The following is a 25680-nucleotide window of genomic DNA, read 5'->3' on the forward strand; positions in this document are numbered from 1 at the left end:
ATCAACCTGCTCATTGATCGAATTTGTTCGGAGATTAAGGGTTCTGATGACTTTCGACAGCCCCTGAGGCAGGTGCGAAAGTTTCGAAAACCGTGGAGCCCCCGGAGCACTGCTCAGACGAACGTCTGGCGCTGCAGCCAGAGGTCCCTGGCGGGCCCGTTGCCCTGGAGGAACACGTACAGCAGGTTCTCCTCGTTGGCGATGGGGACGCTGATACCGGCGGAGCCGATGACCCCGCCGAGGGACTGGAAGCCGGTGTAGCTGTTGCCGTTCTCCGTGGTCTGGACGGCGACCCACAAGGCGTTGTCCGTCGCCTTGATGAACACGTTGACCCGGCCGTCCTGGCCCAGGCCGCAGGTCGGCCGCCACACGATCTGTGCGCCCAGGCTCACGGGGGCGCCGAACGTCTCGTAGTCGTCGCTCTGCCCGACGCGGCGGACAGAGCCGTCGACACCCCGGAAGAAGATCTGCACCCTGCCCGCCGCGTCCAGACACACCGACGGGCGGCTGGTCACGTTGGGCGCGTTGAGGGAGAAGGGCTCCCAGGTGGCGGCGTTCGGCGCCAGCTGCTGGATGGTGTAGAGGGTCTCGCCGCTGCCCTTGACCGCCACCACGATCCGCCCACCCCCGTCGAGGATGGGCGACGGCGTGGCGAAGATGCCGCCGCCCAGCGACGACGCGGCGGTGTACGTCTCGTACTGCAGATCCAGGTTGCGCAGATACCACAGGGCGTTGTCGGTGCCGGGGAAGAACACGTAGATCCGCCCGTCGGCGCCGAGCGCCGCGGCCGGATCGTCCCCGATGCCGGTGGCCAGGATCTGGGGCGCTCCGTAGCCGGAGTTGATGGAGGTCTGGGTGATGACCTCCAGGTTGTTGCCGGGCGTACGGTAGAAGACCCGCACCTTCCCGTCCTTGCCGCGGATCGGGGCGGGGATGCCGTCGACGGACAGGCCGGTGTACTTCTGCCAGGCGCCCCATCCCCCGTCGCGGGTTTCGAGTCTGCTCCAGAGGACGTTGGAGCCGCCCCGGATGAAGACTTGGATCCGGTCGTCGGCCTGAGCCACCGGCGCGGGCTCGGAGTGGATGCCGCCTTCCAGGTTGATCCAGGTGCCCCACACGGTTCCGGGCGTGGTGGAAACGGACATGGGTCCTCCCTCGCCTCGTGGCTGCCACGAGTCTGTGCGGATGTCCCGTCAGTTCCCGCCCTAATCACAACGAATACCTGAAGAAGGATGAATGAAAGTATATGACTGATAAATATAAATGAGTGCCGCATATGAGTTGGAATGTGATCTCTGGTTGGCCTTCATTGGCCTTGGTTGACGTCGGTTGACCTTCTCCCAGGGGGAAGCTCCAGCATCGTGGTAGCCGGGCACCGCCTCTACGACCCGGCGCAGCTGGAGCGCGCCCGGCTGGTGGCCTGGCTGCGCCGGCTGGGGATGCCGCTGGCCCGCATCCGTACCGTGTGCGAGCTGGATCCGGGCGCGGCGGCGCGGGAGGTCCGTACGTACTGGGCGCGGGTCGAGGCCGATACGGCGGCCCGGCGTGACCTGGCCGCCTTCCTCGCCGACCAGCTGTCCCAGCTGGCACAGCTGTCAGGAAAGGACGTCACCATGTCTTCTGCCCACAGCACCCTGGGAGTCCGCTATGCCGTGCTCTCCGACCGGGGATCGGCCCGGATGAGCAACGAGGACTCCGGGTACGCCGGTCCCCGGCTGCTCGCCGTCGCCGACGGCTTCGGCGGCACATCGGCGATTCGCGGGCGTATCTGCTGCGCGACGGCGAGCTGTTCCAGATCACCCACGACCACACCGTGGTGCGGTCGCTGCTCGACGAGGGGCGCATCAGCGCGGCGGAGGCCGCGTCCCACCCCGGGCGGGCGCTGCTGCTGCGGGCCATGGGCGGCGGGGCGGCGTTCGCGCCCGATCTGGCGCTGCGGGACGCCCAGGCGGGTGACCGGTATCTGCTGTGTTCGGACGGGCTCAGCGCTGTGGTGACCGCCGAGGAGATCCGGGGCGTACTGGCCTCGGTGGCCGATCCCGGGGAGGCGGCGCGCGAACTCGTCGCCCTCGCCAACCGCGCGGGCGGACCCGACAACGTCACGTGTGGCGTGGCCCATGTGGTGGACGGGGCGGAGCTTCCGGCCGTCTGACGTCCCGTCGCCTCCTCACACGGACCACGGTCGCCCCTCCTGACTCCGGCGCCGAAGTGCAGTGGAATGGACCACAGGGCGCGTGCGGCCCGCCAGACCGTGGAAGGCATGGCCGCCACGGAACGTACGGGGTAAGGGGTAGGCAGATGTCCGTAGGACCGATCCGGCTCTCGCAGGATGCGCACACCGCTCTCCGGCCGCCCGTCACGGCCCGGATCACCGGAGGGTTCTGGGCCGCGAAACGGCGTGTCAACGCCGAGGTCAGCGTTCCGCAGGGGCCGGAGCGGCTGGATGAGGCGGGCAATCTGGCCAACCTGCGGGCCGCAGCCGGGCAGGCGGCGGAGGGGTTCACGGGGGACTTCCCGTTCCAGGACTCCGATGTGCACAAGTGGCTGGAGGCCGCGTCCTGGCAACTCGCCGAGGAGCCGGGCGGGCCCGCCGCCGGAGAGCTGGCCGCGCAGGTGGCGCGGCTGGCTGCCCTGGTGGCGGGCGCACAGGACGCGGACGGCTATCTGCAGACGTACTACCAGGCCAGACCGGGCGCCCGGCGGTGGACGGAACTGCACTGGGGGCACGAGCTGTACTGCGCGGGCCATCTCCTCCAGGCGGCCGTGGCACATCGGCGGGCTACCGGCGGGGACGAACTGCTCGGCGTGGCGGTGCGGTTCGCCGATCACATCGACGCGGTCTTCGGCCCGGGCAAGGCCGTGGACGCGGTGTGCGGGCACCCGGAGATCGAGACGGCGCTGGTCGAGCTGTACCGGGAGACCGGCGAGCGGCGCTATCTCGATCTGGCCGGGTACTTCGTGGACCGGCGCGGTGCGGGCGCGCTCGGCGACGGCGGGACGGACGGCGGGCCGCGCCCCGGGGCGCCCTACTGGCAGGACCACGTCCCGGTGCGGGAGGCGCGGGCGGTCGCCGGGCACGCGGTGCGCCAGCTGTATCTGCTGGCCGGGGCCGCGGACCTGGCGGCCGAGACCGGCGACCGGGAGCTGCGGGACGCGCTGGTGCGGCTGTGGGAGGACATGGTCGCCACCAGGACCTATCTGACCGGCGGCGTCGGCTCCCGGCACGATCTGGAGTCCTTCGGCGACGCGTACGAACTCCCGCCGGACCGGGCGTACGCGGAGACCTGCGCGGCCATCGCCTCGATCCAGTTCAGCTGGCGGATGGCGCTGCTCACAGGGGACGCCCGCTACAGCGACCTGATCGAACGGACCCTGTTCAACGGCTTCGCGTCCGGGGTCTCCCTGGACGGCGAGCGCTGGCTGTACGTGAATCCGCTCCAGGTCCGTGAGGGCCGTACGGCGGCGCACGGCGACCAGGAGGCACGCCGGACGCCATGGTTCCGCTGCGCCTGCTGCCCGCCGAATGTGATGCGGCTGCTGGCCTCCCTGCCGTACTACATGGCGAGTGGTGACGCCGGGGGCCTGCAGCTGCACCAGTACGCGTCGGGGGTGTACGCGGCGGGCGGCGGGGCGGTGCGGGTGGGCACCGGCTACCCGTGGGAGGGCCGGGTCGCGGTGGTCGTGGACGAGGCTCCGGCGGACGCGGACTGGACGCTGTCGCTGCGCATCCCGCACTGGGCCGACCGGTACGAGGCGACGGTCGGCGGCGAGCCGGTGACCGGGCGCGCGGAGCGCGGCTGGCTGCGGCTGCGGCGCCGCTGGCGGCCGGGCGAGACCGTGGTCCTGACCCTGCCGCTGACGCCCCGGCTGACCCGCCCCGACCCACGGGTGGACGCGGTGCGCGGCTGCGCCGCGATCGAGTACGGACCGCTGGTGTACTGCCTGGAGCAGCCGGACCAGCCCGCCGGGCTGCGGCTGGACGGCCTCACGCTCGACGCGGGCACCGATCTGGTCGCCGAGCACCGGAAGCGGCTGCTGGGCGGGGTGACCGTGATCATGGCCCGGGCGCTGCGCAGGGCGGCCCCGCCCGACGGCTGGTGGCCGTACCCGGGCGGCGGGGGCGACATCGGTGGCGTCGGCGACCCGGTGCGCGTCACGGCGATCCCCTACTACGCCTGGGCGAACCGGGAGGCCGGGCCGATGCGGGTCTGGATCCCCGCCTGAGCGCTGCGGAACCTGAGCGCTGCGGAACTCGGCGGGCGTCCTACACGTTTCCCGCTCCAGGAACACGCTTCGTGCCCGAGTGGCACACGGGCGGACGGGAGGTGCCCCTTGAGCACCGGCTCCACAGACCGGGGGGACGAGGCGGACGACTGGGACGAGGTCGTTCTCGACGAGGATTTCATCCGGGGCGCGGAGGTCGCCGAGCCCGCCGCGCGCACCCGCATGCTGACCGCGCGCTGGCGGCGGCGCGGCGCACCCGAGCCCCAGCCCTGGCGGGCGGACGAGCCGCCGGCCGGGTGGTTCTGGAGCAAGCGCCGCAGGCGGCGACGGCGGCGCTAGCGGGCGCGTCCTCCCGGCCGTTATGCGCTCGCAACGCACACGGCGGGGTCAAGGCGGCACGGAGAGTGGCAGGATGCGGGCCGACGCATTGATCACGTGTCTCGTGGGGTCGTTCGCCGACCATGTCCCGGAGGTGCCGTGTCCGCTCGCTCCGCGCTGCCCGTCATAGCCACTGCCGCCGCTGCCGCCCTGCTCATCGGCTGTACCAGCACCAAACCGTCGGACTCCGGCGGCCCGGACATCAGCCTGGTGAAGTCCGGGAAGCTGACCACCTGCACTCATCTGCCCTATCCGCCCTTCCAGTCCCGGCAGGGCAAGAAGATCGTCGGCTTCGACGTGGATCTGGTCGATCTCGTCGCCTCGGAGCTGAAGGTGAAGCAGGAGATCGTGGACACGCCCTTCGAGGGCATCCAGTCCGGTGAGGACCTCAACACCTCCACCTGCGACGTCGCCGCGGCCGGGATGACGATCAACGCCGTCCGGGAGAAGAACCTGGACTTCTCCAGCCCCTACTTCGAGGCCACCCAGGCGCTGCTCACCCGGAAGGGCAAGCCGCACCGCACCCTCGCCGACCTCAAGGGCAAGCGGCTGGCGGTCCAGCAGGGGACCACCGGGGAGACCTACGCCCAGAAGCGGGCCGTCGGCGCCACCCTGGTCCAGTTCGAGGACCTCGGGCTGTTGGTCTCCGCCGTCAAGACCGGCCAGGTCGCGGCGGGCATCAACGACAACGGGGTGCTGTACGACTTCGTCAAGGACAACCCGGACACCGAGGTGACGGCCGAGTTCAGCACCGGGGAGAAGTACGGCATCGCCGTGCGCACCGGCAATGACGCCCTGCGCAAGAAGATCAACCAGGTGCTCGCGGACGCGAAGAAGGACGGCCGCTACGACACGATCTACCGGAAGTGGTTCGGCACCGCGCCCAGGAGCTGAGGAGTCCGCACCGTTATGGCAATGACCCGTCGGCAGCGGACGCGGGCGGTACGGACGGTGCAGTACGCCGTGCTCGCCGCCGTGCTGCTCGCCATCGTCCTGGCCGCGGACTGGGGTGAACTGCGCCGCGCGTTCTTCGACGCGGACGTCGCCCGGTCCCAGTTCCCCGACATCATCACCACCGCCCTGGTCAACACCGTCGTCTACACCCTGCTCGGCTTCGGTTTCGGGCTGGTGGCCGGGCTGTTGCTCGCGCTGATGCGGCTCTCGCAGGTGCCCCCGTACCGGTGGCTGTCGGTGGCGTACATCGAATTCTTCCGCGGCGTACCGGCGCTGCTGGTGTTCATCGCGCTCGGCTTCGGCGTGCCGCTCGCCTTCCAGGTGGCGCTGGACCGGTATGTGACGGTCATGCTGGCGCTCGGTCTGGTCGGGGCCGCGTACATGGCGGAGACGATCCGCGCGGGCATCCGGGCCGTGCCCAAGGGGCAGATGGAGGCGGCGCGTTCGCTCGGCATGTCCCACGGCCGGGCGATGGTCTCGATCGTCATCCCGCAGGCGTTCCGGATCGTGCTGCCCCCGCTGACCAACGAACTGATCCTGCTGACCAAGGACTCGTCGCTGGTCTATCTGCTCGGGCTCTCCCTGGACCAGTACGAGCTGTCCAAGTTCGGCCGGGACGCGCTCAATCAGCACCGCAGCCTCACCCCGATCCTGGTCGCCGGGCTGTGCTACCTGCTCATCACCGTTCCGCTGGGCCAGCTGGTCCGGTGGCTGGAAGCCCGTACCGCGAAGGCGAGGTGACCGGAGCGTGATCCGGATCCGGGAGCTGCGCAAGTCGTTCGGCGGGCTGGAGGTGCTGAAGGGCATCGACCTCACCGTGGAGCGGGGCGAGGTGGTCTGTGTCATCGGGCCGTCCGGCTCCGGCAAGTCGACCCTGCTGCGCTGTGTGAACCTGCTGGAGGAGCCGACCTCTGGCTCGGTGACCGTGGGCGGGGCCGAGGTCACCGACCCGGATGTGGACATCGACCGGGTGCGGCGGCGGATCGGCATGGTGTTCCAGGCGTTCAACCTCTTCCCGCATCTGACGGCGCTGGAGAACCTGACCATCGCCCAGCGGCGGGTGCTGCGCCGCGACAAGGCCGAGGCGGCGCGGATCGGGCGGGAGACGCTGCGCCGCGTCGGGCTGACCGACAAGGAGAGCGCCTATCCGGCACAGCTGTCGGGCGGGCAGCAGCAGCGGGTGGCGATCGCGCGGGCGCTGGCGATGGACCCGGAGCTGATGCTGTTCGACGAGCCGACCTCGGCCCTCGACCCCGAGCTGGTCGGGGATGTGCTCGCGGTCATGCGGGCGCTGGCCGACGAGGGGATGACGATGCTGGTCGTCACGCATGAGATGAGCTTCGCGCGGGAGGTCGCCGACCGGGTGGTGTTCATGGACGACGGGGTGGTCGTGGAGGAGGGCGGACCCGAGCAGGTGGTGGCCGCGCCGCGGCATCCGCGGACCCGGGCGTTCCTCACCCGTGTGCTGGACCCGGCCGCGGCCCGGATGGGGGAGGTTCCGGACACCGGCCCCAAGGACGCCCGTACCGGCGGCTGAGCGCACGCTGCTTTGTCAGTCCGCGCGCATCCGGGAAGAGGCGGCAACTTTCCGGGCCGCGGGGGCGACTGGAGGGTGCGGGCGGCGTCCCCGTACGGCCACTCCCCGGGGGTGCGCCGCCCGCTCCCGTTCCCCACACGGAAGCGAGCCGCCATGCGCGAACGAAGATTTCGCGGATTACGCGCCCTCCTGACCGCCACCGCGGCCGGGGCGCTGTCCCTCATCGGATTCACCGCACCCGCCGACGCCGCCGGGACGGGCGCGTCGGACACCTGGAACCCGCCGAGCAACCTCGTCCAGCCGCTGAACGAGGTCTGGCGGCACGTCGAGTCCACCTATCCCAACCTGTACGGCTTCAAGAACTACGGCTGGGATCAGGTGATGGCCAACAAGGGCAGCCTGAACTACTGCGTCCGCTGGGAATCCGACCAGCCGGTCACGGCGCAGGTACGCGACCAGATCCATACGGCGCTCAAGCGCCAGTCGAAGAAGTGGATCGACCAGGTCGCGGGGTTCGAGAACTTCCCGTACCAGGAAGTCCCGGTCAAGATCGTCGGCTGGGCCGTCAAGAACCGCTCCACGCTGCAGTGGAGCGACAACTCGGTCGACATCTACACCGGGCTCCTGGACGGCGGCGGCGCCCCGCAGTGCGCCCCGGACTGCGGCCGCTTCTTCCACCAGGACGGCAACTACTCCAAGTGCCCCGGCGGCGCGGCCCGCCACTACGACCAGTCGCTGTGGCTGACCAAGGGCTTCGGCGGCGGCGCCGGGGGCGACTGGGGGCAGCGCATCGGCAGTGAGTACATGCTGAGCACGGTGAACCAGGACAACATTCACATCCTGCTGCACGAGATCGGGCACACCTACGGTCTGGACGACTTCTACGACTGGACCCCGACCGGCGTGGGCGGCTTCCTGATGAAGGCCGGATCCGCCGACCGCATCACCGAATTCGACAAGTGGATGTACCGGGACTTCTGGCGCCATCTGAAGAACCGCTACGGCCTGTGACGGTTTCGGAGCGAGGGGCCGCCTCAACTCCCGGGTCTTCCCGTCCGAGTTGAGGCGGCCTTAATGTAGTAACCGGTTTCTGCCCGGTCGGTGTCGCGCTTGGGCGGTTTCGGGAAGGGATATCTCGATGGCGCGTTCCCCGGGGTCGACGGGTCCGACGCTGGCGGTCATCGCCCGCGAGGCAGGGGTTTCGGTGCCGACCGCTTCGAAGGTGGTCAACGGCCGCGAGGACGTGGCGCCCGACACCCGCCGCCGGGTCAGCGAGGTCCTGGACCGCCTGGGGTACGTCCGCAAACCGCGCCTGGAGTCGCCCCGGCCGCCCACCCTGGTCGATCTGGTGGTGCGTTCCCTGGACGGCGCGTGGTCGGGGGCGGTGCTGCACGGCGTGGAGGCGGCGGCACACGACGCGGGCCTCGAGGTGGTGGTGTCGGCCGGGCTGCCGCGCCTCCGCGACGGGCGGCCCGAGCGCGGCTGGCTGGACAAGCTGTGCGCCCGGGGCAGTTCCGGGGTGCTGTTCCACCTCTTGGAGCTGACGCCCACCCAGTACGCCTGGCTCGATGAGCACCGGGTCCCGTTCGTGATGATCGACCCCGGGGCGGTGCCGCCGCCGGGCGTGGCGTCCGTGGGCGCCGCCGACTGGCAGGGCGGGGTGAGCGCGACGGAGCATCTGCTCGGGCTGGGACACCGGCGGATCGCGGTGATCGGCGGATACCGGCGGAAGGTGTGCAGCGGCGCGCGGGTGGCCGGGTTCCGCTCGGCGATGGCCACGGCGGGGTTGCGGGTGCCGCCGTCTTACGTACGCTACGGCGACTTCCGCGAGGCCGGTGCGTACCAGCGGATGACGGAGCTGCTGGAGCTGCCCGAGCCGCCGACGGCGGTGTTCGCGTGCTCGGACCCGATGGCGCTCGGCGCGTACCGGGCGCTGCGGGAGCGGGGCTTGCGGGTGCCGGAGGACGTCAGCGTGGTGGGGTTCGACGATCTGCCGCAGGCCCGCTGGACGACACCGGCGCTCACCACGGTCCGTCAGCCGCTGTCCGAGATGGCGGCGACGGCGCTGCGCACCCTGCTGCGGCTGCGAGCGGGGGAGGTTCCGGAGGGGACGCGGACCGAGCTGTCCACGCGGCTCATCGTCCGGTCCAGTACCGCTCCCCCGGCCCGTACTTCCTCTTGACCGAGAAGTCGAACGCTGATCGGATATCCGAACAATCCAGGGCGGCCACGCATCACACTTACCACGTCGCCCCTGGCCATCGCCGTACCGATTCCCCGGAGGTCTTCGCCCCGTGTTCGTCGATCTTCCCCTGGACCAGCTGCGCACCTACCGGCCCCCGCTGCCGGAGCCGGACGGCTTCGACGCCTTCTGGGAGCGCACCCTCGCCGAGGCCCGCACCGCGGATCTGGACGCGGTCTTCACCGAGACCGACACGGGCCTGGCCCGGCTGCACACGTACGACGTCGAGTTCTCCGGGTTCGGCGGGCACCGGATACGCGGCTGGCTGCTGGCCCCGCGCGAGGCCACGGGCCCGCTGCCGTGCGTGGTGCAGTACATCGGCTACAACGGCGGCCGGGGCCTGCCGCACAACTGGCTGCTGTGGCCGTCGGTGGGCTACGCGGTCTTCGTCATGGACACCCGGGGCCAGGGCTGGGCCCAGCACTCCCCCGGCGTCACCCCCGATCCGGCGAGCGGCACCGGCCCCGAGACGCCGGGCAAGATGACCCAGGGGATCCTCTCCCCGGACACCTACTACTACCGGCGGCTGTACACCGACGCCGTGCGCGCGGTGGAGGCCGCCCGCGCGCATCCGCTGGTCGACCCAGGCCGGATCGTGGTCAGCGGCGGCAGCCAGGGCGGCGGCATGGCGCTCGCGGCGGCCGGGCTGGTGCCGGATCTGACGGCGGCGCTGGTGGACGTGCCGTTCATGACGCACATCCGGCGGGCCGTAGAGATCACGGACGCCGATCCGTACGGCGAGCTGGCCCGCTTCTGCGCCGGTCAGCGCGATCTCACCGAGCGGGTCTTCGCGACCCTCGACCACTTCGACGGCCTCAACTTCGCGGCCCGGGCCACCGCGCCCGCGCTCTTCTCGACCGCCCTGCGCGACGCGACCACCCCGACCTCGTGCGGCTTCGCCGCGTACCACCACTACGCGGGCGAGAAGGAGCTGAAGGTGTGGTCCTTCAACGGCCACGAGGGCGGCGGCCCCCACCAGCAGCGCGAGCAGATCGCCTACCTGCGGGGGCTGCTGGGCTGAACCCGGTGTGGTGAGCGGTGTTCGGCGGCCGCTCACCACGGGGAGGACAGGGGCTGTCCGTCTTGGCGGAGTCGTACCGAAGGAGTCGCCCCATGCCCGCACAGCCCCTGGACGGCATCACCGTCGTCGCCCTCGAACAGGCCGTCGCCGCCCCGTTCGCCACCCGCCAGCTCGCCGACCTCGGCGCGCGGGTGATCAAGGTGGAGCGGCCGGGGCGGGGCGACTTCGCCCGGGAGTACGACCGTGAGGTCAAGGGCATTTCGGCGTACTTCGTGTGGGTCAACCGCGGCAAGGAGAGCGTCGTCCTCGATGTGAAGGACGCCGCGGACCGGGCCCTGCTCGACGCGCTGCTGGCCCGTGCCGATGTGTTCGTGCACAACCTCGGGCCCGGGGCGGTGGACCGGCTCGGGCTCTCGGCGGACGCGCTGCGGGCCGGGCATCCACACCTGATCAACTGCGCGATCACCGGTTACGGGAGCCATGGGCCGTACCGCGACAAGAAGGCGTACGACCTGCTCGTCCAGTGCGAGGCGGGGCTGCTGTCGATCACCGGCAGCCCCGAGGAGCCCGCCCGCCCCGGGATCTCGATCGCCGATATCGCGGGCGGGATGTACGCGTACACCGGCATCCTCACCGCGCTGTACGAGCGGGAGCGCACCGGCGCGGGGACGGACGTGAGCGTCAGCCTGCTCGACGCGCTGGGCGAGTGGATGGGCCATCCGTACTTCGCGCAGGCCTACGGCGGAGGCGGGGTGACGCGCAGCGGGGCCCGCCATCCGTCGATCTCCCCGTACGGGGCCTATCGCTGCGGCGACGGCGCCCAGGTGTTCCTGAGCGTGCAGAACGACCGCGAGTGGATCACCCTGTGCGAGCGCGTCGTGGGCCGCCCGGAGCTGATCCGCGATCCGCGCTTCGCCGACAATCCGCTGCGCCGCACCCATGACGAGGAGCTGACCACCGAGCTGGAACGGTCCTTCGCGGACCATACGGCCGACGGTCTGGTGGCCCTGCTGGACGGGGCGGGCATCGCCAATGCCCGGCTGCGGGACGTCGCGGGGCTGGCCGACCATCCGCAGCTGGCCGCCCGGGAGCGCTGGGGCGAGTTCGGCTCGCCCGTCGGCCCGCTGCGCGGCCTGCTGCCGCCGGTCGAGGTGGCGGGGCGTCAGGTGGCGCTGCGGCCGGTGCCCGCGCTGGGCGAGCACACGGAGGCGGTGCGCGCCGAGTTCTCCTGACGGGCGCACCGGGCTCCGGGGCTTGCGGCTTACGGCTTACGCGGGCTTCGGAGGCCTACGCGACGGGGACGACCGGCGACAGCTGGGCGTCGCGCCGCACCAGGGCGGCGTAACGGCCGTCCTCGGCGAGCAGTTCCTCATGGGTGCCCTGCTCGGCGACGCGGCCGCCGTCGAGGACGACGATCCGGTCGGCGTCGCGCACGGTGGAGAGCCGGTGGGCGATGGTGATGGTGGTGCGCCCGGCGGTGAGGCCGTCGATGGCCTTCTGCACGGCGTGCTCGGTGCGGGTGTCCAGGGCGCTGGTGGCCTCGTCGAGGATGAGGACGGGCGGGTCGCGCAGAATCGTCCGGGCCAGCGCCAGCCGCTGCTTCTCCCCGCCGGAGAAGCGGTAACCCCGCTCCCCCACCAGGGTGTCGTAGCCCTCGGGGAGGGCGGCGATGTGGTCGTGGATCTGGGCGGCCTCGGCCGCCGCGACGATCTCCGCGTCGGTCGCGTCGGGCTTGGCGAAGCGCAGGTTGTCGGCGATCGAGGCGTGGAAGAGATAGGTCTCCTGGGAGACGACGCCGACCGCGCGGGCGAGGCTGTCGAAGTCGAGGTCCCGGACGTCGACCCCGTCGATCAGCACCCGGCCGCCGGTCACGTCGTACAGCCGGGGCACCAGATAGCTGAGGGTGGTCTTGCCGGAGCCGGTCGATCCGACGACGGCCAGGCTGCCGCCCGCCGGGACGGTCAGGTCGATCCCGCGCAGGGTCCCCTGCGGCAAGGCCGGGTCCTGGACGTCGTAGTCGAAGTCGACGCCGTCGAAGCGGACTTCGCCGCGCACCGTCTCCAGCCGCGCCGGCCGGGCGGGCTCGGTGATGTCGATCGGCAGGTCGAGGTATTCGAAGATGCGGGCGAAGAGGGCGAGGGAGGTCTGCATGTCCACCCCGGTGGACAGCAGGCTGACGGTGGGCCGGAACAGCCCCTGCTGCAGCGATACGAAGGCGACCAGGGTGCCGATGGAGACGGCCGGGCCCCCGGTCTGGAGGGCGATTCCGGCGGCCCAGTAGATGATGGCGGGCATCGCGGCCATCACGACGCCGATGGTGGACATCCGCCAGCGGCCGGCCATGCTGGCCCGCACCTCCAGGCCGACCAGACGCTCGGACTCCCGGCCGAACTCCTGGGTGAGCGAATCGGAGCGGCCCATGGTGCGGCCGAGCAGGATGCCGCTCACCGACAGGGACTCGGTGACCATCGCGGACATGGTCGCCATCTGCTTCTGCCGCTTCGAGGTGATCTTCTTGCGCTCGTTGCCGACCCGGCGGCTGATCCAGACGAACAGCGGCAGCAGGAGCAGCGAGACGACGGTCAGCCGCCAGTCGAGGGCGAGCATGGCGACGACCGTGGCCACGACGCTGGTGAGGTTGGAGACCAGCGAGGTCGCGGTGGAGGTGACGGTGGCCTGCATGCCGCCGATGTCGTTGGCGATCCGGGACTGCACCTCGCCGGTGCGGGTGCGGGTGAAGAAGGCGAGCGGCATGCGCTGCAGCCGGTCGTAGACGGCGGTGCGCAGGTCGTGCATGACGCGCTGGCCGACGGTGGTGGAGATGAGGGTCTGCAGGACGCCGAAGACGCTGTTGACGACGGCGGCCGCGATCATGCCGAGGGCGAGCAGGGTCAGCAGACCGGTGCGCCGCTCGGGGATGGCGTTGTCGAGGATCTCGCGGAGCAGGAACGGCGAGGCGACCGAGACCAGTGCGGAGGCGGCGACCAGCAGGCCGACCAGGGCGAGACGGCCGCGATAGGGGCGGAAGAGCCGGAGGATGCGCCGCACTTGCGCGGGCCGCTCCGGGTCGGGGGTGGACGGGGTCCACGGCGGTGTGTCGTGAGGCATGGGCTCCTTCTGATGGCAGACGGCACGGACTTACCGAGCATAGCTCACTGTTACCTATACTCACAATGAACGGGGTCCGATAGACTGCGATCATGTCCACCCCCGAGACATCCGGCCCCGAGGCATCCGGCCGCCTCGCGGAGCAGCTGCTGCGCCTGACCCGCCGACTGCAGCGCGCCCAGAAGCGCCATATGGAGCCACTGGGCATCACCCCGGCGCAGGCCCGGCTGCTGCGCACCGTGGCACACCACGACGGGCCGCCCCGGATGGCGGACCTCGCGGAGCGCCTTGAGGTGGTCCCGCGCGCGGTGACCTCGCTGGTGGACGCACTGGAGGCGCACGGCTCGGTACGCCGTGCGCCGGACCCGTCCAGCCGACGGGTGGTGCGGATCGAGCTGACCGAGACCGGCCGCTCGACGTTGCGCGCCCTGCACGACGCGCGCCGGGCCGCCGCCGAGGACGTCCTGGCGCCGCTGAGCCATCAGCAGCGTGACGCCCTCGGCGACCTGCTCGACAGCCTCTCCGGGCCCCCCGGCAGCCGCTGCTGACGCGGGGGGCCGGGAGGCGGTCAGCCGCGCGCGGCCGGGGCCGGGGCCACGGGGTCCGCCGCCGCGGCGGCGGCCTGCTCACCGGCTTTCCCGCCGGACTGATCGCCGGACTGATCTCCGGGCTGATCTCCGGGCTCCTCACCGGCGAGGACCCGCTTGGCCCGTTCGGTGTCCAGCGCACCCTCCCACCGGGCGACGGCGAAGACCGCCACACAGTTGCCGAGCAGGTTGGTGGCCACCCGCATCGAGTCCATGATCCGGTCCACCCCGAGCAGCAGCGCCACGGCGGCGGCCGGGATCGTCCCGAGGGCCGAAGCGGTGGCCGACAGCGCGAGGAAGGCCGATCCCGGCACGCCCGCCATGCCCTTGCTGGTGAGCATCAGCACGAGGATGACGGTGATCTGCTGGCCGAGGCTCAGGTCGACGCCGACCGCCTGGGCGATGAACAGCGTGCCGATGGACAGGTAGATCGACGCGCCGTCCAGGTTGAAGGAGTAGCCGGTGGGCAGCACAAGGCCGACCGCGTCCTCGCGGCATCCGGCCGCCCGCAGCTTCTGCATCATGCGCGGCAGCACGCTCTCGCTGGAGGCGGTGCCGAGCGCGAGCAGCATCTCCTCACGGCTGTACCGGACGAACTTCCAGAGGCTCAGCCCGGTGACCGCCTTGAGGGCCACGGCGAGCAGGACGAGGAAGAGCAGCGCGACGCCGTAGCACAGCGCGATCAGCTTCCCGTACGTCGACAGGGCGCCCAGTCCGTACTCCCCGACCAGATGGGCCATGGCGCCGAAGACCGCGAGCGGCGCGAGCCTCATGAGGAAGCCGACGACGGCGAAGACGACCTGCTGCGCCTGCTCGATGGCCGGCAGGATCGCGGGCACCTTGGTCTTGCCGAGGTGCAGCACGGCCGCGCCCACCAGGCAGGCCAGCACCAGGACTTGGAGCAGGGAGTTCTCGGCGAAGGCGCCGACGGCGCTGTCCGGCAGCGCTTCCAGCACGAACTGGGACGCCGACGGCAGTTGGCCGCCGGAGGTCTGGTCGTCCACGGCCGAGCCGTCCAGGGAGGAGGGATCGACATGCATGCCGGTGCCGGGCCCGACCAGATTGGCGGCGAGCAGACCGAGGATCAGCGCCGCCGTGGTGGCCACCTCGAACCAGATCAGCGCCTTCAGTCCGATCCGCCCGAACGCCTTCAGATCACCGGCCTTCGCGATGCCCGCGACGACCACGCAGAAGACGAGCGGCGCGATGACCGCCTTGATCAGGCGTATGAAGCCGTCGCCGAGCGGTTGGACGGCCGTGCCCACGTCCGGCCACAGCCTTCCGACCGCGACTCCGAGGACGAGCGCGCAGGCGACCTGCGTGAACAGCGATGTGCGCAGCACTCTCGCTGCGCGCCGGGCGACGGATGATGAGGGGTGCGGCACGGGGACTCCTCGGCAGGGATGTCCAGGGACATCCGGGGACTTCCAGGGACTTCTGAGATGCGGAAAACTACTTCCGCGCAGCCGCCACTATGGCCGAGCGCGCGTTTCCGCCGATGAGTTCCGTGTAACGGCCGCGAAAACCCTGATGCCCTTGTGTTACGTCCGTGCCTCGCCGGGGTTCAGGCGGCCAGGTGCGCCTTGTCCCCCATCACCACCACCGGGTGCCGCTCGGGGTCGAGGTTCCTCAGCAGATACTCCATGCCGGACTTGGGCAGGCTCACACAGGCCGACGTACCGCTGCCGTGGTCCATGTGCAGCCAGATGCTGCCGCCCTTGCGCTGCCCCTCGGGCCGGGTCGGGTCGAGCGGTGAGGTGCCCTTGACCCGGTTGTAGTCGATGGCGATGACGTAGTTGAAGTCCGTCCAGTGCGACGTGGGCCAGGAGTGGGGAGCGGCGAAGGCGGGCGTTTCGGAGTACGGCAACCGGGCGCCGGGGTCCGGGAGCACTCCGCCCGCGTCGCTGAGCGTGTAGACGCCGACCGGGCTGCGCTTGTCCCCCTCGTGATGACGCGTCGTCCAGCCGCGCTTGCCATTGTGACCGGCCCAACTACGGGCGCGCTTCCAGTCCTTGCCCTCCTTGGTGTACAGCACCACGGTCGCGTCGGCGGAGTTCACTCCTTTGCCGTAGACCGCGACAACCTGCCCCGAATTTCCGGGGATTTTGGACTGGAGGGCGTTTCCCACCTCCGGGATGCGAGTGGGGTCCGCCTTCGGCGCCTTGCTGCCCATCGCGTGCTTTCCCTGGCCGCCGCCCTTGTCGCCACCGCCGCTCCCACCTCCGCCGCAGGCGGTGAGAAGGGCGAGAGCGGTGGCGGTCACGACCGCCGTACGCATGGACACCGTGCCGGAGATTCGCATGGGCCCCATCGTCCCACTCCGGCGTGGGCCCGGCGCGCGCGGGTTTGGCGTGTTCCGTCCCCCTGCGGGAAAACCAGTTGAAATTCGCACCCGTGAAGAGTCAACCTTTCACGTCTCTTTGCCTTCTCCGCCGCCGTCCTAGCTCTGGAACGTCATGCGCATTCGCGATCTTCCGTATTCCGACCCGGGACTGCCCGACGTACGGTCAGGTACCCGGTTCCTCGTCTGGCTGGGCCGGAACCAGTTGGGCGGGCAGGTCAAGGCCGCCCTGTGGGGTCTGCTGCACATGGGGTCCCTGGTGTGCTTTCCCGTCGCGATCGGCTTCGGCGTGCAGGCGGTCGTGGACCGTTCCGGTTCGCGGCTCGCCCTGGCCGGGGCGCTGATGGTGGGGCTGACCGTGCTCACCGCGCTCGGCGACGCCATGCTGCACCGGGCGGCGGTCACCAACTGGATCACGGCGGCGGCGCGGGTGCAGCAGTTGCTGGCCCGTAAGACAGTCGAGCTGGGTTCGGCGCTGACCCGGCGGGTGGCGGCGGGCGAGGTCGTCGCCGTGTCCACGGGGGACGTCGAGAAGATCGGCTGGTTCGTGGAGGCGCTGTCCCGTTTCACCGCCGCCGCGATCACGACCGTCGGGGTGTGCGTGGCGCTGGTGATCTACCAGCCCGCGCTCGGCGTGGTCGTGGCGCTCGGCGTACCGGCGCTGGCGCTCGCGGTGCTGCCGCTGCTGCCGCAGGCGGCGCGCCGGGCCGATGAGCAGCGGGAGAAGGCGGGGCGGGCGACGGAGCTGGCGTCGGACACCGTGGCCGGGCTGCGCGTGCTGCGCGGCATCGGCGGCGAGGACCTGTTCCTGAGCCGCTACCGGCGAGCCTCCCAGGAGGTGCGGACCGCGGCGGTGCGCAGCGCCCGCATGTGGGCGCTGATCGCGGCGGTGCAGGTCGTGCTGCCGGGCATGCTGCTGATCGGGGTCGTCTGGTACGGGGCGGTGCTGGCCGGGAGCGGGCGGATCACGGTGGGCGAGCTGGTCACGATCTACAGCGCGGTGACGTTTCTGCTGTTTCCTCTCCGCCATGTGGAGGAGATCGCGATGGCGTACTCCTTCTCCCGGCCCTCGGCGCGGCGCGCGGCCCGGGTCCTGGCGCTGCGGCGCCCCTCGGCCGAGGTCGACTCCGGGCTTGATGAGAAGGCACCGACCGGTGATCTGTACGACCCGGCCACCGGGATGCTGGCACCGAGCGGGCAGCTGACCGCGGTGGTGTGCGGCGATCCGGACGCGGCGGGGCGGGTGGCGGACCGGCTCGGCGGTCACCCCACCGAGGACGGTGCGGAATCCGTGGACGGTGACGGTGCGCCCTCGGCACTGCTGGGCGGAGTGGCGCTGGACGAAGTGTCACTGGCCACCGCGCGCGCGGCGGTACTCGTCCAGGACAAGGACCCGGTGCTGCTGTCGGGAACGCTCACCGAGCTGCTGGACGTACCGCGGTCGGGCGAAGTGCCGCCACGGGACGCGCTGGATGCGGCCCAGTGCGGGGATGTGCTGGAGGCGCTGAAGCAGGCCTCGCTGGCCGACTCCGGCGATGGGGACCCGATGGGCGCCCGGATCACCGAGCGCGGCCGCTCGCTCTCGGGCGGCCAGCGGCAGCGGCTGGCGCTGGCCCGCTCGCTGGTGACCGACCCGGAGGTGCTGGTGCTGGACGAACCGACGTCCGCCGTGGACTCGCACACCGAGGCCCGCATCGGGGAGGGGCTGAAACGGCTCCGGGCGGACCGGACCACGGTCGTGTTCACCTCCAGCCCGCTGCTGCTGGACCAGGCCGACCGGGTGGTGTTCGTGCACGACGGCGTGGCCGCGGGGGTGGGAAGCCACCGCGAGCTGCTGAGCACCGATCCCGCGTATCGCGCGGTGGTCACCCGGGAGCCGGACGGCGGCGGGGAGCGGGACGGCGTCCGGCCCCGGGACGGCGGCCGAGGCGGGCTCGCGGAGCTGGAACGGGCCGGGGAAAAGGTCATCGAGGAACAGATCGAGGAGTCGGCATGATCGGCGTGGCGCCACCCGCCTACGACCCGGCCGCACCGGAGTCGGCGACGACACTGCCGGTCGGCACGGCCACCACCGTGCGCGGCTATGTGCGTGAGCTGCTGCGGCGGCACCGGAAGGCCTTCACCGTGCTGATGGCGGTGAACGCCACCGCCGTGCTCGCCTCGATGGTCGGCCCTCAGTTGCTGGGCGGGGTGGTCGAGGACCTGTCGCAGGGCAAGGACGACCTCCATATCGAGCGCACCGTCGCGCTGTTCGCGGTGGCGCTCGTGGTGCAGACCGTGTTCGTGCGGATGGTGCGGCTGCGCGGTGCGGTGCTGGGCGAGCAGATGCTGGCCGATCTGCGCGAGGACTTCCTCGTCCGGTCGGTGGGGCTGCCGCCGGGCGTGCTGGAGCGGGCCGGGACCGGTGATCTGCTGTCCCGGATCACCACCGACATCGACCGGCTGGCGAACGCGATGCGCGAGGCGGTCCCGCAGCTGTCCATCGGTGTGGTGTGGACGGGCCTGCTGCTGGGCGCGCTGACCGTGACCGCTCCGCCGCTGGGGCTCGCGGTGCTGGTGGCGCTCCCGGTGCTGGTGATCGGCTGCCGCTGGTACTTCAAGCGGGCGCCGGGCGCCTATCGCTCGGAGGCGGCCGGGTACGCGGCGGTGTCCGCGTCCCTGACCGAGAGCGTGGACGCGGGCCGGACCATCGAGGCCCACCGGCTGGGCGACCGCCGCATCGCCCAGTCCGAGCTGCGGATCAAGCAATGGACCGCATGGGAGCGGTACACGTTGTATCTGCGCTCGGTGCTGTTCCCCGTGATCAACGTGAGCTACACGCTGATCACCGGCTCGGTGCTGATGATCGGCGGCGTCTGTGTATTGCGGGGCTGGATGTCGGTCGGCGAGCTGACGACGGGGGCGCTGCTCTCGCAGATGCTGGTCGAGCCGATCGGGCTGATTCTGCGCTGGTACGACGAGCTGCAGGTCGCGCAGGTGTCGCTGGCCCGGCTGGTGGGAGTGCGGGAGATCGAGCCCGGCCCGGCCGACGCCGGGGTGGCGCCGGTCGGCCGTGAGGTGCGGGCGGACGACGTGCGGTTCGGCTACCGGGAGGGCAGCGATGTGCTGCACGAGGTGTCCATGACGGTGCCGCCGGGGACACGGCTGGCGCTGGTGGGCCCCTCCGGCGCGGGCAAGTCGACGCTGGGCCGGTTGCTGGCCGGTATCTACGGCCCGCGGACCGGCCGGGTGACCCTGGGCGACGCGGAGCTGGCGCGGATGCCCGCAGAACAGGTGCGCAGCCATGTCGCCCTGGTCAACCAGGAGCACCATGTGTTCGTGGGCTCGCTGCGGGACAACCTGCTGCTCGCCCGGACCTCCGCGCGGGATGCCGAGCTGTGGGCGGCGCTCGCCGCGGTGGACGCGGACGGCTGGGCGCAGTCGCTGAAGGAGGGCCTGGACACGGAGGTCGGCTCGGGCGGGCTGGCGCTGACCCCGGCGCAGGCGCAGCAGATCGCGCTGGCCCGGCTGGTGCTCGCCGATCCGCACACCCTCGTGCTGGACGAGGCCACCTCGCTGCTGGATCCGCGGGCGGCCCGCCATCTGGAACGGTCGCTGGCCCAGGTGCTGAAGGGCCGGACCGTGGTCGCCATCGCGCACCGGCTGCACACCGCCCATGACGCGGATGTGATCGCCGTGGTCGAGGCGGGCCGGATCAGCGAGCTGGGCAGCCACGACGAGCTGGTGGCGGCCGACGGCGCCTACGCGGCGCTGTGGCGCTCCTGGCACCAGTGACACCCCGGGGCGCCGCCGCCCCGGCGGTCCCGGTACCGGCATCGCCCGGACCGGGACCGCCCCAGGGAGTGTCCGGCTCAGACGATGCCGAGGGCGACCAGCCCGCCGAGGCCGCCGAGCATCATGAAGACGGGCATCAGCACCTTCAGCTCGACCCAGCTGCCCGCCCGGAAGCGCATGGCCTCCGGCGGACCGATCGGGTACCAGCGCTTGCGGCCGATCGGTATGGGCCACAGGATCGGGCAGCCGGAGACGGTCAGCGCGTCGCCGATGTCGTGCACGAGGGCGCCGAGGATGATCGGCAGCCCCAGCCACAGGTACTCCTGGCCCGGCGCGGTGAACAGCCAGTCCGCGCCGTTGCCCGGCTTGTTCAGGATGTCGGCGAGCATCCAGGCGCTGGTGGCGCCGAGCAGCCACACCAGGACATCGCTGGAGACCCGCGCCGCGCGCCACAGCAGCCCCTCGACCGCCAGCACCATATGGACGAAGAGGATGCCGAGCACCGCCCAGCGGCCGCCGACCAGAGCGAGCGCCGAGGATCCGGCGCCGATGAAGACGGCCCAGACCCAGGTGTGGGTCAGGGTGCGATGGCCGCCCGAGCGACGCGGGTCGCCCGGCTTCCTGGTCGACTTGTAGACCGCGTACGACAGCTTGTCGATCACTTCGCACAGCACTCGGGAGACCGGCCCGAAGGCGCGGGATATCGTCGCCGCCTTGTGGTCGAGGTCGGGGGCGAGCGCCGCTCCGGCGCAGATCAGCGCGCCGACGACGAGAACCGGCCAGGGCATCTCGTGGCCGGCCGCGGCGGCCGCCGCGCCCACCCCCAGCCAGGCTGCCGCTCCGGACAGCGAATGCGCCGGTCCCATCATGGTCGTACCCCGCCCCTGTTCTTGCCCGCCTTGGTGCGGGAGTTGGTTGCATCGGCTCACCACACCCTAGCGACGGACGATCTTCGTCCGCACAGCCGGTTCCCGCCCCGCCAGGGAAACCAGGCAGTATAGGTGCGTGACTCTTATCGATCAGCTGCCGAGCGAAGCCGACCCCGATACTCTCTTCGAGAGGTTCTCGACCTGGGTCGAGGAGCGGGGCATCTCCCTCTATCCCGCCCAAGAGGAGGCGCTGATCGAAGTGGTGTCCGGTGCGAACGTCATTCTGTCGACGCCCACCGGATCGGGAAAGAGCCTGGTGGCCGCGGGCGCCCACTTCGCCGCGCTGGCCCGGGACGAGGTCACCTTCTACACCGCGCCGATCAAGGCCCTGGTCTCGGAGAAGTTCTTCGAGCTGTGCAAGATCTTCGGCACCGAGAACGTCGGGATGCTCACCGGGGACGCGTCGGTCAACGCGGACGCCCCCGTCATCTGCTGTACGGCCGAGGTGCTGGCGTCCATCGCCCTGCGGGACGGCAAGAACGCCGATATCGGCCAGGTGGTGATGGACGAGTTCCACTTCTATGCGGAGCCGGACCGGGGCTGGGCGTGGCAGATCCCGCTGCTGGAGCTGCCGCAGGCGCAGTTCGTCCTGATGTCGGCGACGCTCGGCGATGTGACGCGGTTCGAGGACGACCTGAAGCGGCGCACCGGGCGGTCCACCGCGGTCGTGCGGTCGGCGACCCGTCCGGTGCCGCTGAGCTACGAATACCGCACGACGCCGCTCACCGAGACGCTCACCGAGCTGCTGGAGACCCGGCAAGCCCCCGTCTACATCGTGCACTTCACCCAGGCCGCGGCGGTCGAACGGGCGCAGGCGCTGATGAGCATCAACATGTGCACGCGGGCGGAGAAGGACGAGATCGCCTCGCTGATCGGCAATTTCCGCTTCACCACTAAGTTCGGCCGGAACTTGTCGCGTTATGTCCGGCACGGAATCGGGGTGCATCACGCGGGGATGCTGCCGAAGTACCGGCGGCTGGTGGAGAGGCTGGCCCAGGCCGGGCTGCTGAAGGTCATCTGCGGTACCGACACGCTCGGGGTGGGCGTCAACGTACCGATCCGGACCGTGCTGTTCACCGCGCTGACGAAGTACGACGGGCAGCGGGTGCGGACGCTGCGGGCGCGCGAGTTCCACCAGATCGCGGGCCGGGCCGGGCGCGCCGGGTTCGACACCGCCGGGTTCGTGGTGGCGCAGGCGCCCGAGCATGTCGTCGAGAACGAGAAGGCGCTCGCGAAGGCGGGGGACGATCCCAAGAAGCGCCGCAAGGTGGTCCGCAAGAAGGCCCCGGAGGGGTTCGTCAACTGGGGCCAGAACACCTTCGAAAAGCTCATCGCGTCCGACCCCGAGCCGCTCACCTCCCGGTTCCGGGTCACCCACACGATGCTGCTGTCGGTCATCGCGCGCCCCGGCAACGCGTTCCGCGCCATGCGCCTCCTCTTGGAGGACAACCACGAGCCGCGCAAGAACCAGCTCCGGCACATCCGCAGGGCGATCGCGATCTACCGCTCGCTGCTGGACGGCGGGATCGTCGAGCAGCTGGAGACGCCCGACGCGGAGGGGCGGCACATCCGGCTGACGGTGGACCTCCAGCAGGACTTCGCGCTCAACCAGCCGCTGTCCACCTTCGCGCTCGCCGCGTTCGAGCTGCTGGACCCCGAATCCCCCTCCTACGCCATGGACATGGTCTCGGTGGTGGAATCGACACTGGACGACCCGCGGCAGATCCTGGCGGCCCAGCAGAACAAGGCGCGGGGCGAGGCGATCGCCGCGATGAAGGCGGACGGGGTCGAGTACGAGGACCGCATGGAGCGGCTCCAGGACGTGACCTACCCCAAGCCGCTGGAAGAGCTGCTCTTCCACGCCTACGGGCTCTACCGCAAGAGCCACCCGTGGGTCGGCGACCACCCGCTGTCGCCCAAATCGGTGATCCGCGACATGTACGAGCGGGCGATGACCTTCACCGAGTTCACCGCGCTCTACGACCTGGCCCGCACCGAGGGCATCGTGCTGCGCTACCTGGCCAGTGCCTACAAGGCGCTGGACCACACCGTGCCGGACGACCTGAAGTCGGACGACTTCGAGGACGTCATCGCCTGGCTCGGCGAGATGGTGCGGCAGGTCGACTCCAGCCTCCTGGACGAGTGGGAGCAGCTCGCCAATCCGGAGGAGGAGTCCGCGGAAGAGGCGCAGGAGCGGGCCGACCAGGTCCGGCCGGTCACCGCGAACGCCCGCGCCTTCCGTGTGCTGGTGCGCAACGCCATGTTCCGCCGGGTCGAGCTGGCCGCGCTCGACAAGGCGGCGGAGCTGGGCGAGATGGACGCCGAGTCCGGCTGGGACGAGGACGCCTGGGGAGCGGCGCTGGACGCGTACTGGGATGAGTACGACGAGCTGGGCACCGGTCCGCAGGCCCGAGGACCGAAGCTGCTGCAGATCGAGGAGCAGCCCGAGCACGGGCTGTGGCGGGTGCGGCAGACCTTCGACGATCCGAACGGCGACCACGACTGGGGCATCTCGGCCGAGGTCGACCTGACCGCCTCCGACGAGGAGGGCCGGGCCGTGGTCCGGGTCACCGACGTGGGCCAGCTGTAGCACCCCGGCCGCCGTCCCCTCCCCGAACCCGCTCAGCGAAGGAGCGCCAGCGATGACCAACCCCGCCGAGCGTCTGGTCGACCTGCTCGATCTGGAACGGATCGAGGTGGACATCTTCCGTGGGCTGAGCCCCGATGAATCGCTGCAGCGGGTGTTCGGCGGGCAGGTGGCGGGGCAGGCGCTGGTGGCCGCCGGGCGCACCACCGACGGGGAGCGCCCGGTGCACTCGCTGCACGCGTACTTCCTGCGCCCGGGTCGGCCGGGTGTGCCCATCGTGTACCAGGTGGAGCGGATCCGGGACGGGCGCTCCTTCACCACCCGCCGGGTCGTCGCCGTCCAGCAGGGTCGGACGATCTTCAATCTGACGGCCTCCTTCCATCGTCCGGAGCCGGGCATCGAACAGCAGCTGCCGATGCCCGAGGTACCTGAGCCGGAGAGCCTGCCGAAGCTCTCCGATGAGATCCGCGAGCACTTGGGGGCCCTCCCCGAATCGCTTGCGCGGATGGAGCGCCGCCAGCCCTTCGACATCCGGTACGTCGAGCGGCTGCGCTGGACCGATGAGGAACTGCGGGAAGCGGAACCGCGCAGCGCGGTGTGGATGCGCGCGGTCGGACCGCTCGGGGACGACCCGCTCGTCCACACCTGCGCGCTCACGTACGCGAGCGACATGATGCTGCTCGACGCGGTGCGGATGCCCGTCGAGCCGCTATGGGGCGAGCGGGGTTTCGACATGGCCTCGCTGGACCACGCCATGTGGTTCCACCGGCCCTTCCGTACCGATGAGTGGTTCCTCTACGACCAGGAGTCGCCCGTGGCGACCGGCGGCCGCGGGCTGGCGCGCGGCCGGATCTACGACCGCGCGGGTCGCCTTCTCGTATCTGTGGTGCAGGAGGGCCTCTTCCGCCCCCTGGCTCCGGCGCCGGAGGCCACGGAGAACGGCTGAGCCCTGAGCCCTGGAGCGGCGCGCCTGGCCGCGGGTCAGCGCTTGCCGACCAGCCTGCGCCACAGGCCGCGCGGCCGGTGGTCCGCTGACCGGCCCGGGGGCCGGGTCCGGCAGGCGGGGAGCGATGCCACCGCGGCGTCCGGCCGGGGTGCGGGGCGGACCCGGCGGGCCTCCCGCACCGCGTCGGCGAGCGCCACGCGATATCGCAGGATCTCCTGGGACCCCTCCGCCGTCTGCACCCTGTCGATCACCTTGCGCGCCGCCGCCGCGGCGGGGCGCACCGGGACGAGCGCCGGGCGAAGCTCCCGCACATGGTCCCGGTCGTGCGGATCGCCGACGGCCACCGCCAGCTCGTCGGCGCCCAGCACCGCGGCCAGCACCCCGGCGCGCTCCCAGGGGTCCCGGGTCCGGGAGAGCAGCTGGCCGATCCGCCGGGCCCGCCACTTCTCGGCCCGTGCGTCCTCTCCGGCGGCCAGCGACGCGCTCAGCCCCGGCGGGGTACGGCCGCTCAGCAGATCCGGCTCGCGGACGGCGAACTCCTCCAGATCGGTGGCCAGATAGAGCCACACCACCCGCCGGTACCGGTTGACATAGAACCGGGCCGGGGCGAAGAAGCCGCCGCGCGCCAGGCGGGTGAGCCGACCCGGGCTGATGCCCAGCAGCTCGGCCGCCCCCGCCGTGCCGACCACCCGCAACCGGGTGCGCAGCACCTCCGGGAATCCCTCGGCGCTCGCCAGCCGCGCCAGCTCCTCCCGCTCCACCCGCCGCCCGGCGGGGGTGATGATGGTGTGCACCTCCCCCAGCTGCTCGGCCAGCTCGAATTCGCGCGGCATGAGGCCCAGCATCCGGGCCGCGGTGCGGAACGCGACGCCCGTCGGCTGCCCCGGCCCGGCCGGGCCCGACGGCTTCCGGCGCTCCCGCATCTCCTGCGCGGCCCGCGTCCCCCGCGCGGCCCGCGCCTCTTGCGCCTCCTGCGGCTCCCGCTCGACCTGCTCCGCTCGTACCACTGCCATGACGAAGTCCTCCCCCGCGATCCATCAATCACTGACAGT

At 71.3% G+C, this 25680-nt stretch carries 20 protein-coding genes and 1 pseudogene; 15 read left to right on the forward strand and 6 right to left on the reverse strand.

The window, feature by feature from the left end; all coding sequences use genetic code 11:
* Window positions 1–113 precede the first annotated feature (113 nt).
* On the reverse strand, window positions 114–1145 hold the full coding sequence (locus ACFV9T_RS21715; RefSeq protein WP_385442768.1) for a hypothetical protein: 1032 nt from the start codon (window positions 1143–1145) through the stop codon (window positions 114–116).
* A gap of 222 nt (window positions 1146–1367) precedes the next feature.
* Between ACFV9T_RS21715 and ACFV9T_RS21720 the strand changes: the two are divergent.
* From ACFV9T_RS21720 to ACFV9T_RS21765, 10 genes and pseudogenes are all read left to right on the forward strand, one after another.
* Window positions 1368–2152: pseudogene (locus ACFV9T_RS21720) on the forward strand (MerR family transcriptional regulator); the annotation flags it as partial.
* Window positions 2153–2298: 146 nt separating this feature from the next.
* Complete coding sequence (locus tag ACFV9T_RS21725; RefSeq protein WP_385442769.1) at window positions 2299–4224, forward strand: glycoside hydrolase family 127 protein; 1926 nt, start codon at window positions 2299–2301, stop codon at window positions 4222–4224.
* Between the two features lie 108 nt (window positions 4225–4332).
* The gene (locus ACFV9T_RS21730) at window positions 4333–4563 is read left to right on the forward strand and encodes a hypothetical protein (protein WP_385442771.1); all 231 of its coding nucleotides are present in this window, start codon (window positions 4333–4335) and stop codon (window positions 4561–4563) included.
* Between the two features lie 138 nt (window positions 4564–4701).
* Entirely contained in the window at window positions 4702–5496 is a 795-nt protein-coding gene (locus ACFV9T_RS21735; protein ID WP_385442773.1) for an ABC transporter substrate-binding protein, read from the forward strand.
* 15 nt (window positions 5497–5511) lie between these two features.
* Window positions 5512–6297, forward strand: a complete 786-nt coding sequence (locus ACFV9T_RS21740) for an amino acid ABC transporter permease (RefSeq protein ID WP_385442776.1) — start codon at window positions 5512–5514, stop codon at window positions 6295–6297.
* Between the two features lie 7 nt (window positions 6298–6304).
* Window positions 6305–7093 (forward strand): amino acid ABC transporter ATP-binding protein, encoded by a 789-nt coding sequence (locus ACFV9T_RS21745; RefSeq protein ID WP_385442779.1) that lies wholly within the window; start codon window positions 6305–6307, stop codon window positions 7091–7093.
* Between the two features lie 153 nt (window positions 7094–7246).
* Window positions 7247–8104 (forward strand): hypothetical protein, encoded by an 858-nt coding sequence (locus tag ACFV9T_RS21750; RefSeq protein ID WP_385442782.1) that lies wholly within the window; start codon window positions 7247–7249, stop codon window positions 8102–8104.
* Between the two features lie 127 nt (window positions 8105–8231).
* Window positions 8232–9275, forward strand: a complete 1044-nt coding sequence (locus ACFV9T_RS21755; RefSeq protein WP_385442784.1) for a LacI family DNA-binding transcriptional regulator — start codon at window positions 8232–8234, stop codon at window positions 9273–9275.
* A gap of 112 nt (window positions 9276–9387) precedes the next feature.
* On the forward strand, window positions 9388–10356 hold the full coding sequence (locus ACFV9T_RS21760) for an acetylxylan esterase (protein WP_385442785.1): 969 nt from the start codon (window positions 9388–9390) through the stop codon (window positions 10354–10356).
* Window positions 10357–10448: 92 nt separating this feature from the next.
* Window positions 10449–11588 (forward strand): CaiB/BaiF CoA transferase family protein, encoded by a 1140-nt coding sequence (locus ACFV9T_RS21765; RefSeq protein WP_385442787.1) that lies wholly within the window; start codon window positions 10449–10451, stop codon window positions 11586–11588.
* 55 nt (window positions 11589–11643) lie between these two features.
* On the opposite strand, the gene ACFV9T_RS21770 is transcribed toward ACFV9T_RS21765, so the two are convergent.
* Complete coding sequence (locus ACFV9T_RS21770; RefSeq protein ID WP_385442788.1) at window positions 11644–13464, reverse strand: ABC transporter ATP-binding protein; 1821 nt, start codon at window positions 13462–13464, stop codon at window positions 11644–11646.
* Between the two features lie 92 nt (window positions 13465–13556).
* Between ACFV9T_RS21770 and ACFV9T_RS21775 the strand changes: the two genes are divergently transcribed.
* Window positions 13557–14012, forward strand: a complete 456-nt coding sequence (locus ACFV9T_RS21775) for a MarR family winged helix-turn-helix transcriptional regulator (RefSeq protein ID WP_385442790.1) — start codon at window positions 13557–13559, stop codon at window positions 14010–14012.
* Window positions 14013–14032: 20 nt separating this feature from the next.
* Here ACFV9T_RS21775 and ACFV9T_RS21780 read toward each other — a convergent pair whose 3' ends face one another.
* Together ACFV9T_RS21780 and ACFV9T_RS21785 are read right to left on the reverse strand one after the other, a co-directional pair.
* A complete protein-coding gene (locus ACFV9T_RS21780) occupies window positions 14033–15436 on the reverse strand; it encodes a cation:dicarboxylate symporter family transporter (protein WP_385442791.1) in 1404 nt (467 codons plus the stop codon).
* Window positions 15437–15615: 179 nt separating this feature from the next.
* Window positions 15616–16362: a hypothetical protein gene (locus tag ACFV9T_RS21785; protein ID WP_385442793.1), complete on the reverse strand. Its 747-nt coding sequence runs from the start codon at window positions 16360–16362 to the stop codon at window positions 15616–15618.
* Window positions 16363–16507: 145 nt separating this feature from the next.
* Here ACFV9T_RS21785 and ACFV9T_RS21790 point away from each other — a divergent pair, with 145 nt between their 5' ends.
* Window positions 16508–18388 carry an ABC transporter transmembrane domain-containing protein gene (locus ACFV9T_RS21790; RefSeq protein ID WP_385442794.1) on the forward strand — a complete coding sequence of 627 codons (1881 nt, stop codon included), beginning with the start codon at window positions 16508–16510 and terminating at the stop codon, window positions 18386–18388.
* On the forward strand, window positions 18385–20166 hold the full coding sequence (locus tag ACFV9T_RS21795; RefSeq protein ID WP_385442797.1) for an ABC transporter ATP-binding protein: 1782 nt from the start codon (window positions 18385–18387) through the stop codon (window positions 20164–20166). The genes ACFV9T_RS21790 and ACFV9T_RS21795 overlap by 4 nt, the downstream gene beginning before the upstream one ends.
* 77 nt (window positions 20167–20243) lie before the next feature.
* Here ACFV9T_RS21795 and ACFV9T_RS21800 read toward each other — a convergent pair whose 3' ends face one another.
* Window positions 20244–21035, reverse strand: a complete 792-nt coding sequence (locus tag ACFV9T_RS21800) for a metal-dependent hydrolase (protein ID WP_385442799.1) — start codon at window positions 21033–21035, stop codon at window positions 20244–20246.
* Between the two features lie 136 nt (window positions 21036–21171).
* Here ACFV9T_RS21800 and ACFV9T_RS21805 point away from each other — a divergent pair, with 136 nt between their 5' ends.
* Together ACFV9T_RS21805 and ACFV9T_RS21810 are read left to right on the forward strand one after the other, a co-directional pair.
* A complete protein-coding gene (locus tag ACFV9T_RS21805) occupies window positions 21172–23685 on the forward strand; it encodes a DEAD/DEAH box helicase (protein WP_385442800.1) in 2514 nt (837 codons plus the stop codon).
* Window positions 23686–23737: 52 nt separating this feature from the next.
* Window positions 23738–24628, forward strand: a complete 891-nt coding sequence (locus tag ACFV9T_RS21810) for an acyl-CoA thioesterase (RefSeq protein WP_385442802.1) — start codon at window positions 23738–23740, stop codon at window positions 24626–24628.
* A gap of 35 nt (window positions 24629–24663) precedes the next feature.
* Here the strand turns inward: ACFV9T_RS21810 and ACFV9T_RS21815 are convergent, their stop codons facing one another.
* Entirely contained in the window at window positions 24664–25641 is a 978-nt protein-coding gene (locus ACFV9T_RS21815) for a DUF6397 family protein (protein ID WP_385442804.1), read from the reverse strand.
* Between the last annotated feature and the right edge of the window lie 39 nt (window positions 25642–25680).

The sequence above is a fragment of the Streptomyces sp. NPDC059850 genome (genome assembly GCF_042731515.1).
GTDB lineage: Bacteria > Actinomycetota > Actinomycetes > Streptomycetales > Streptomycetaceae > Streptomyces.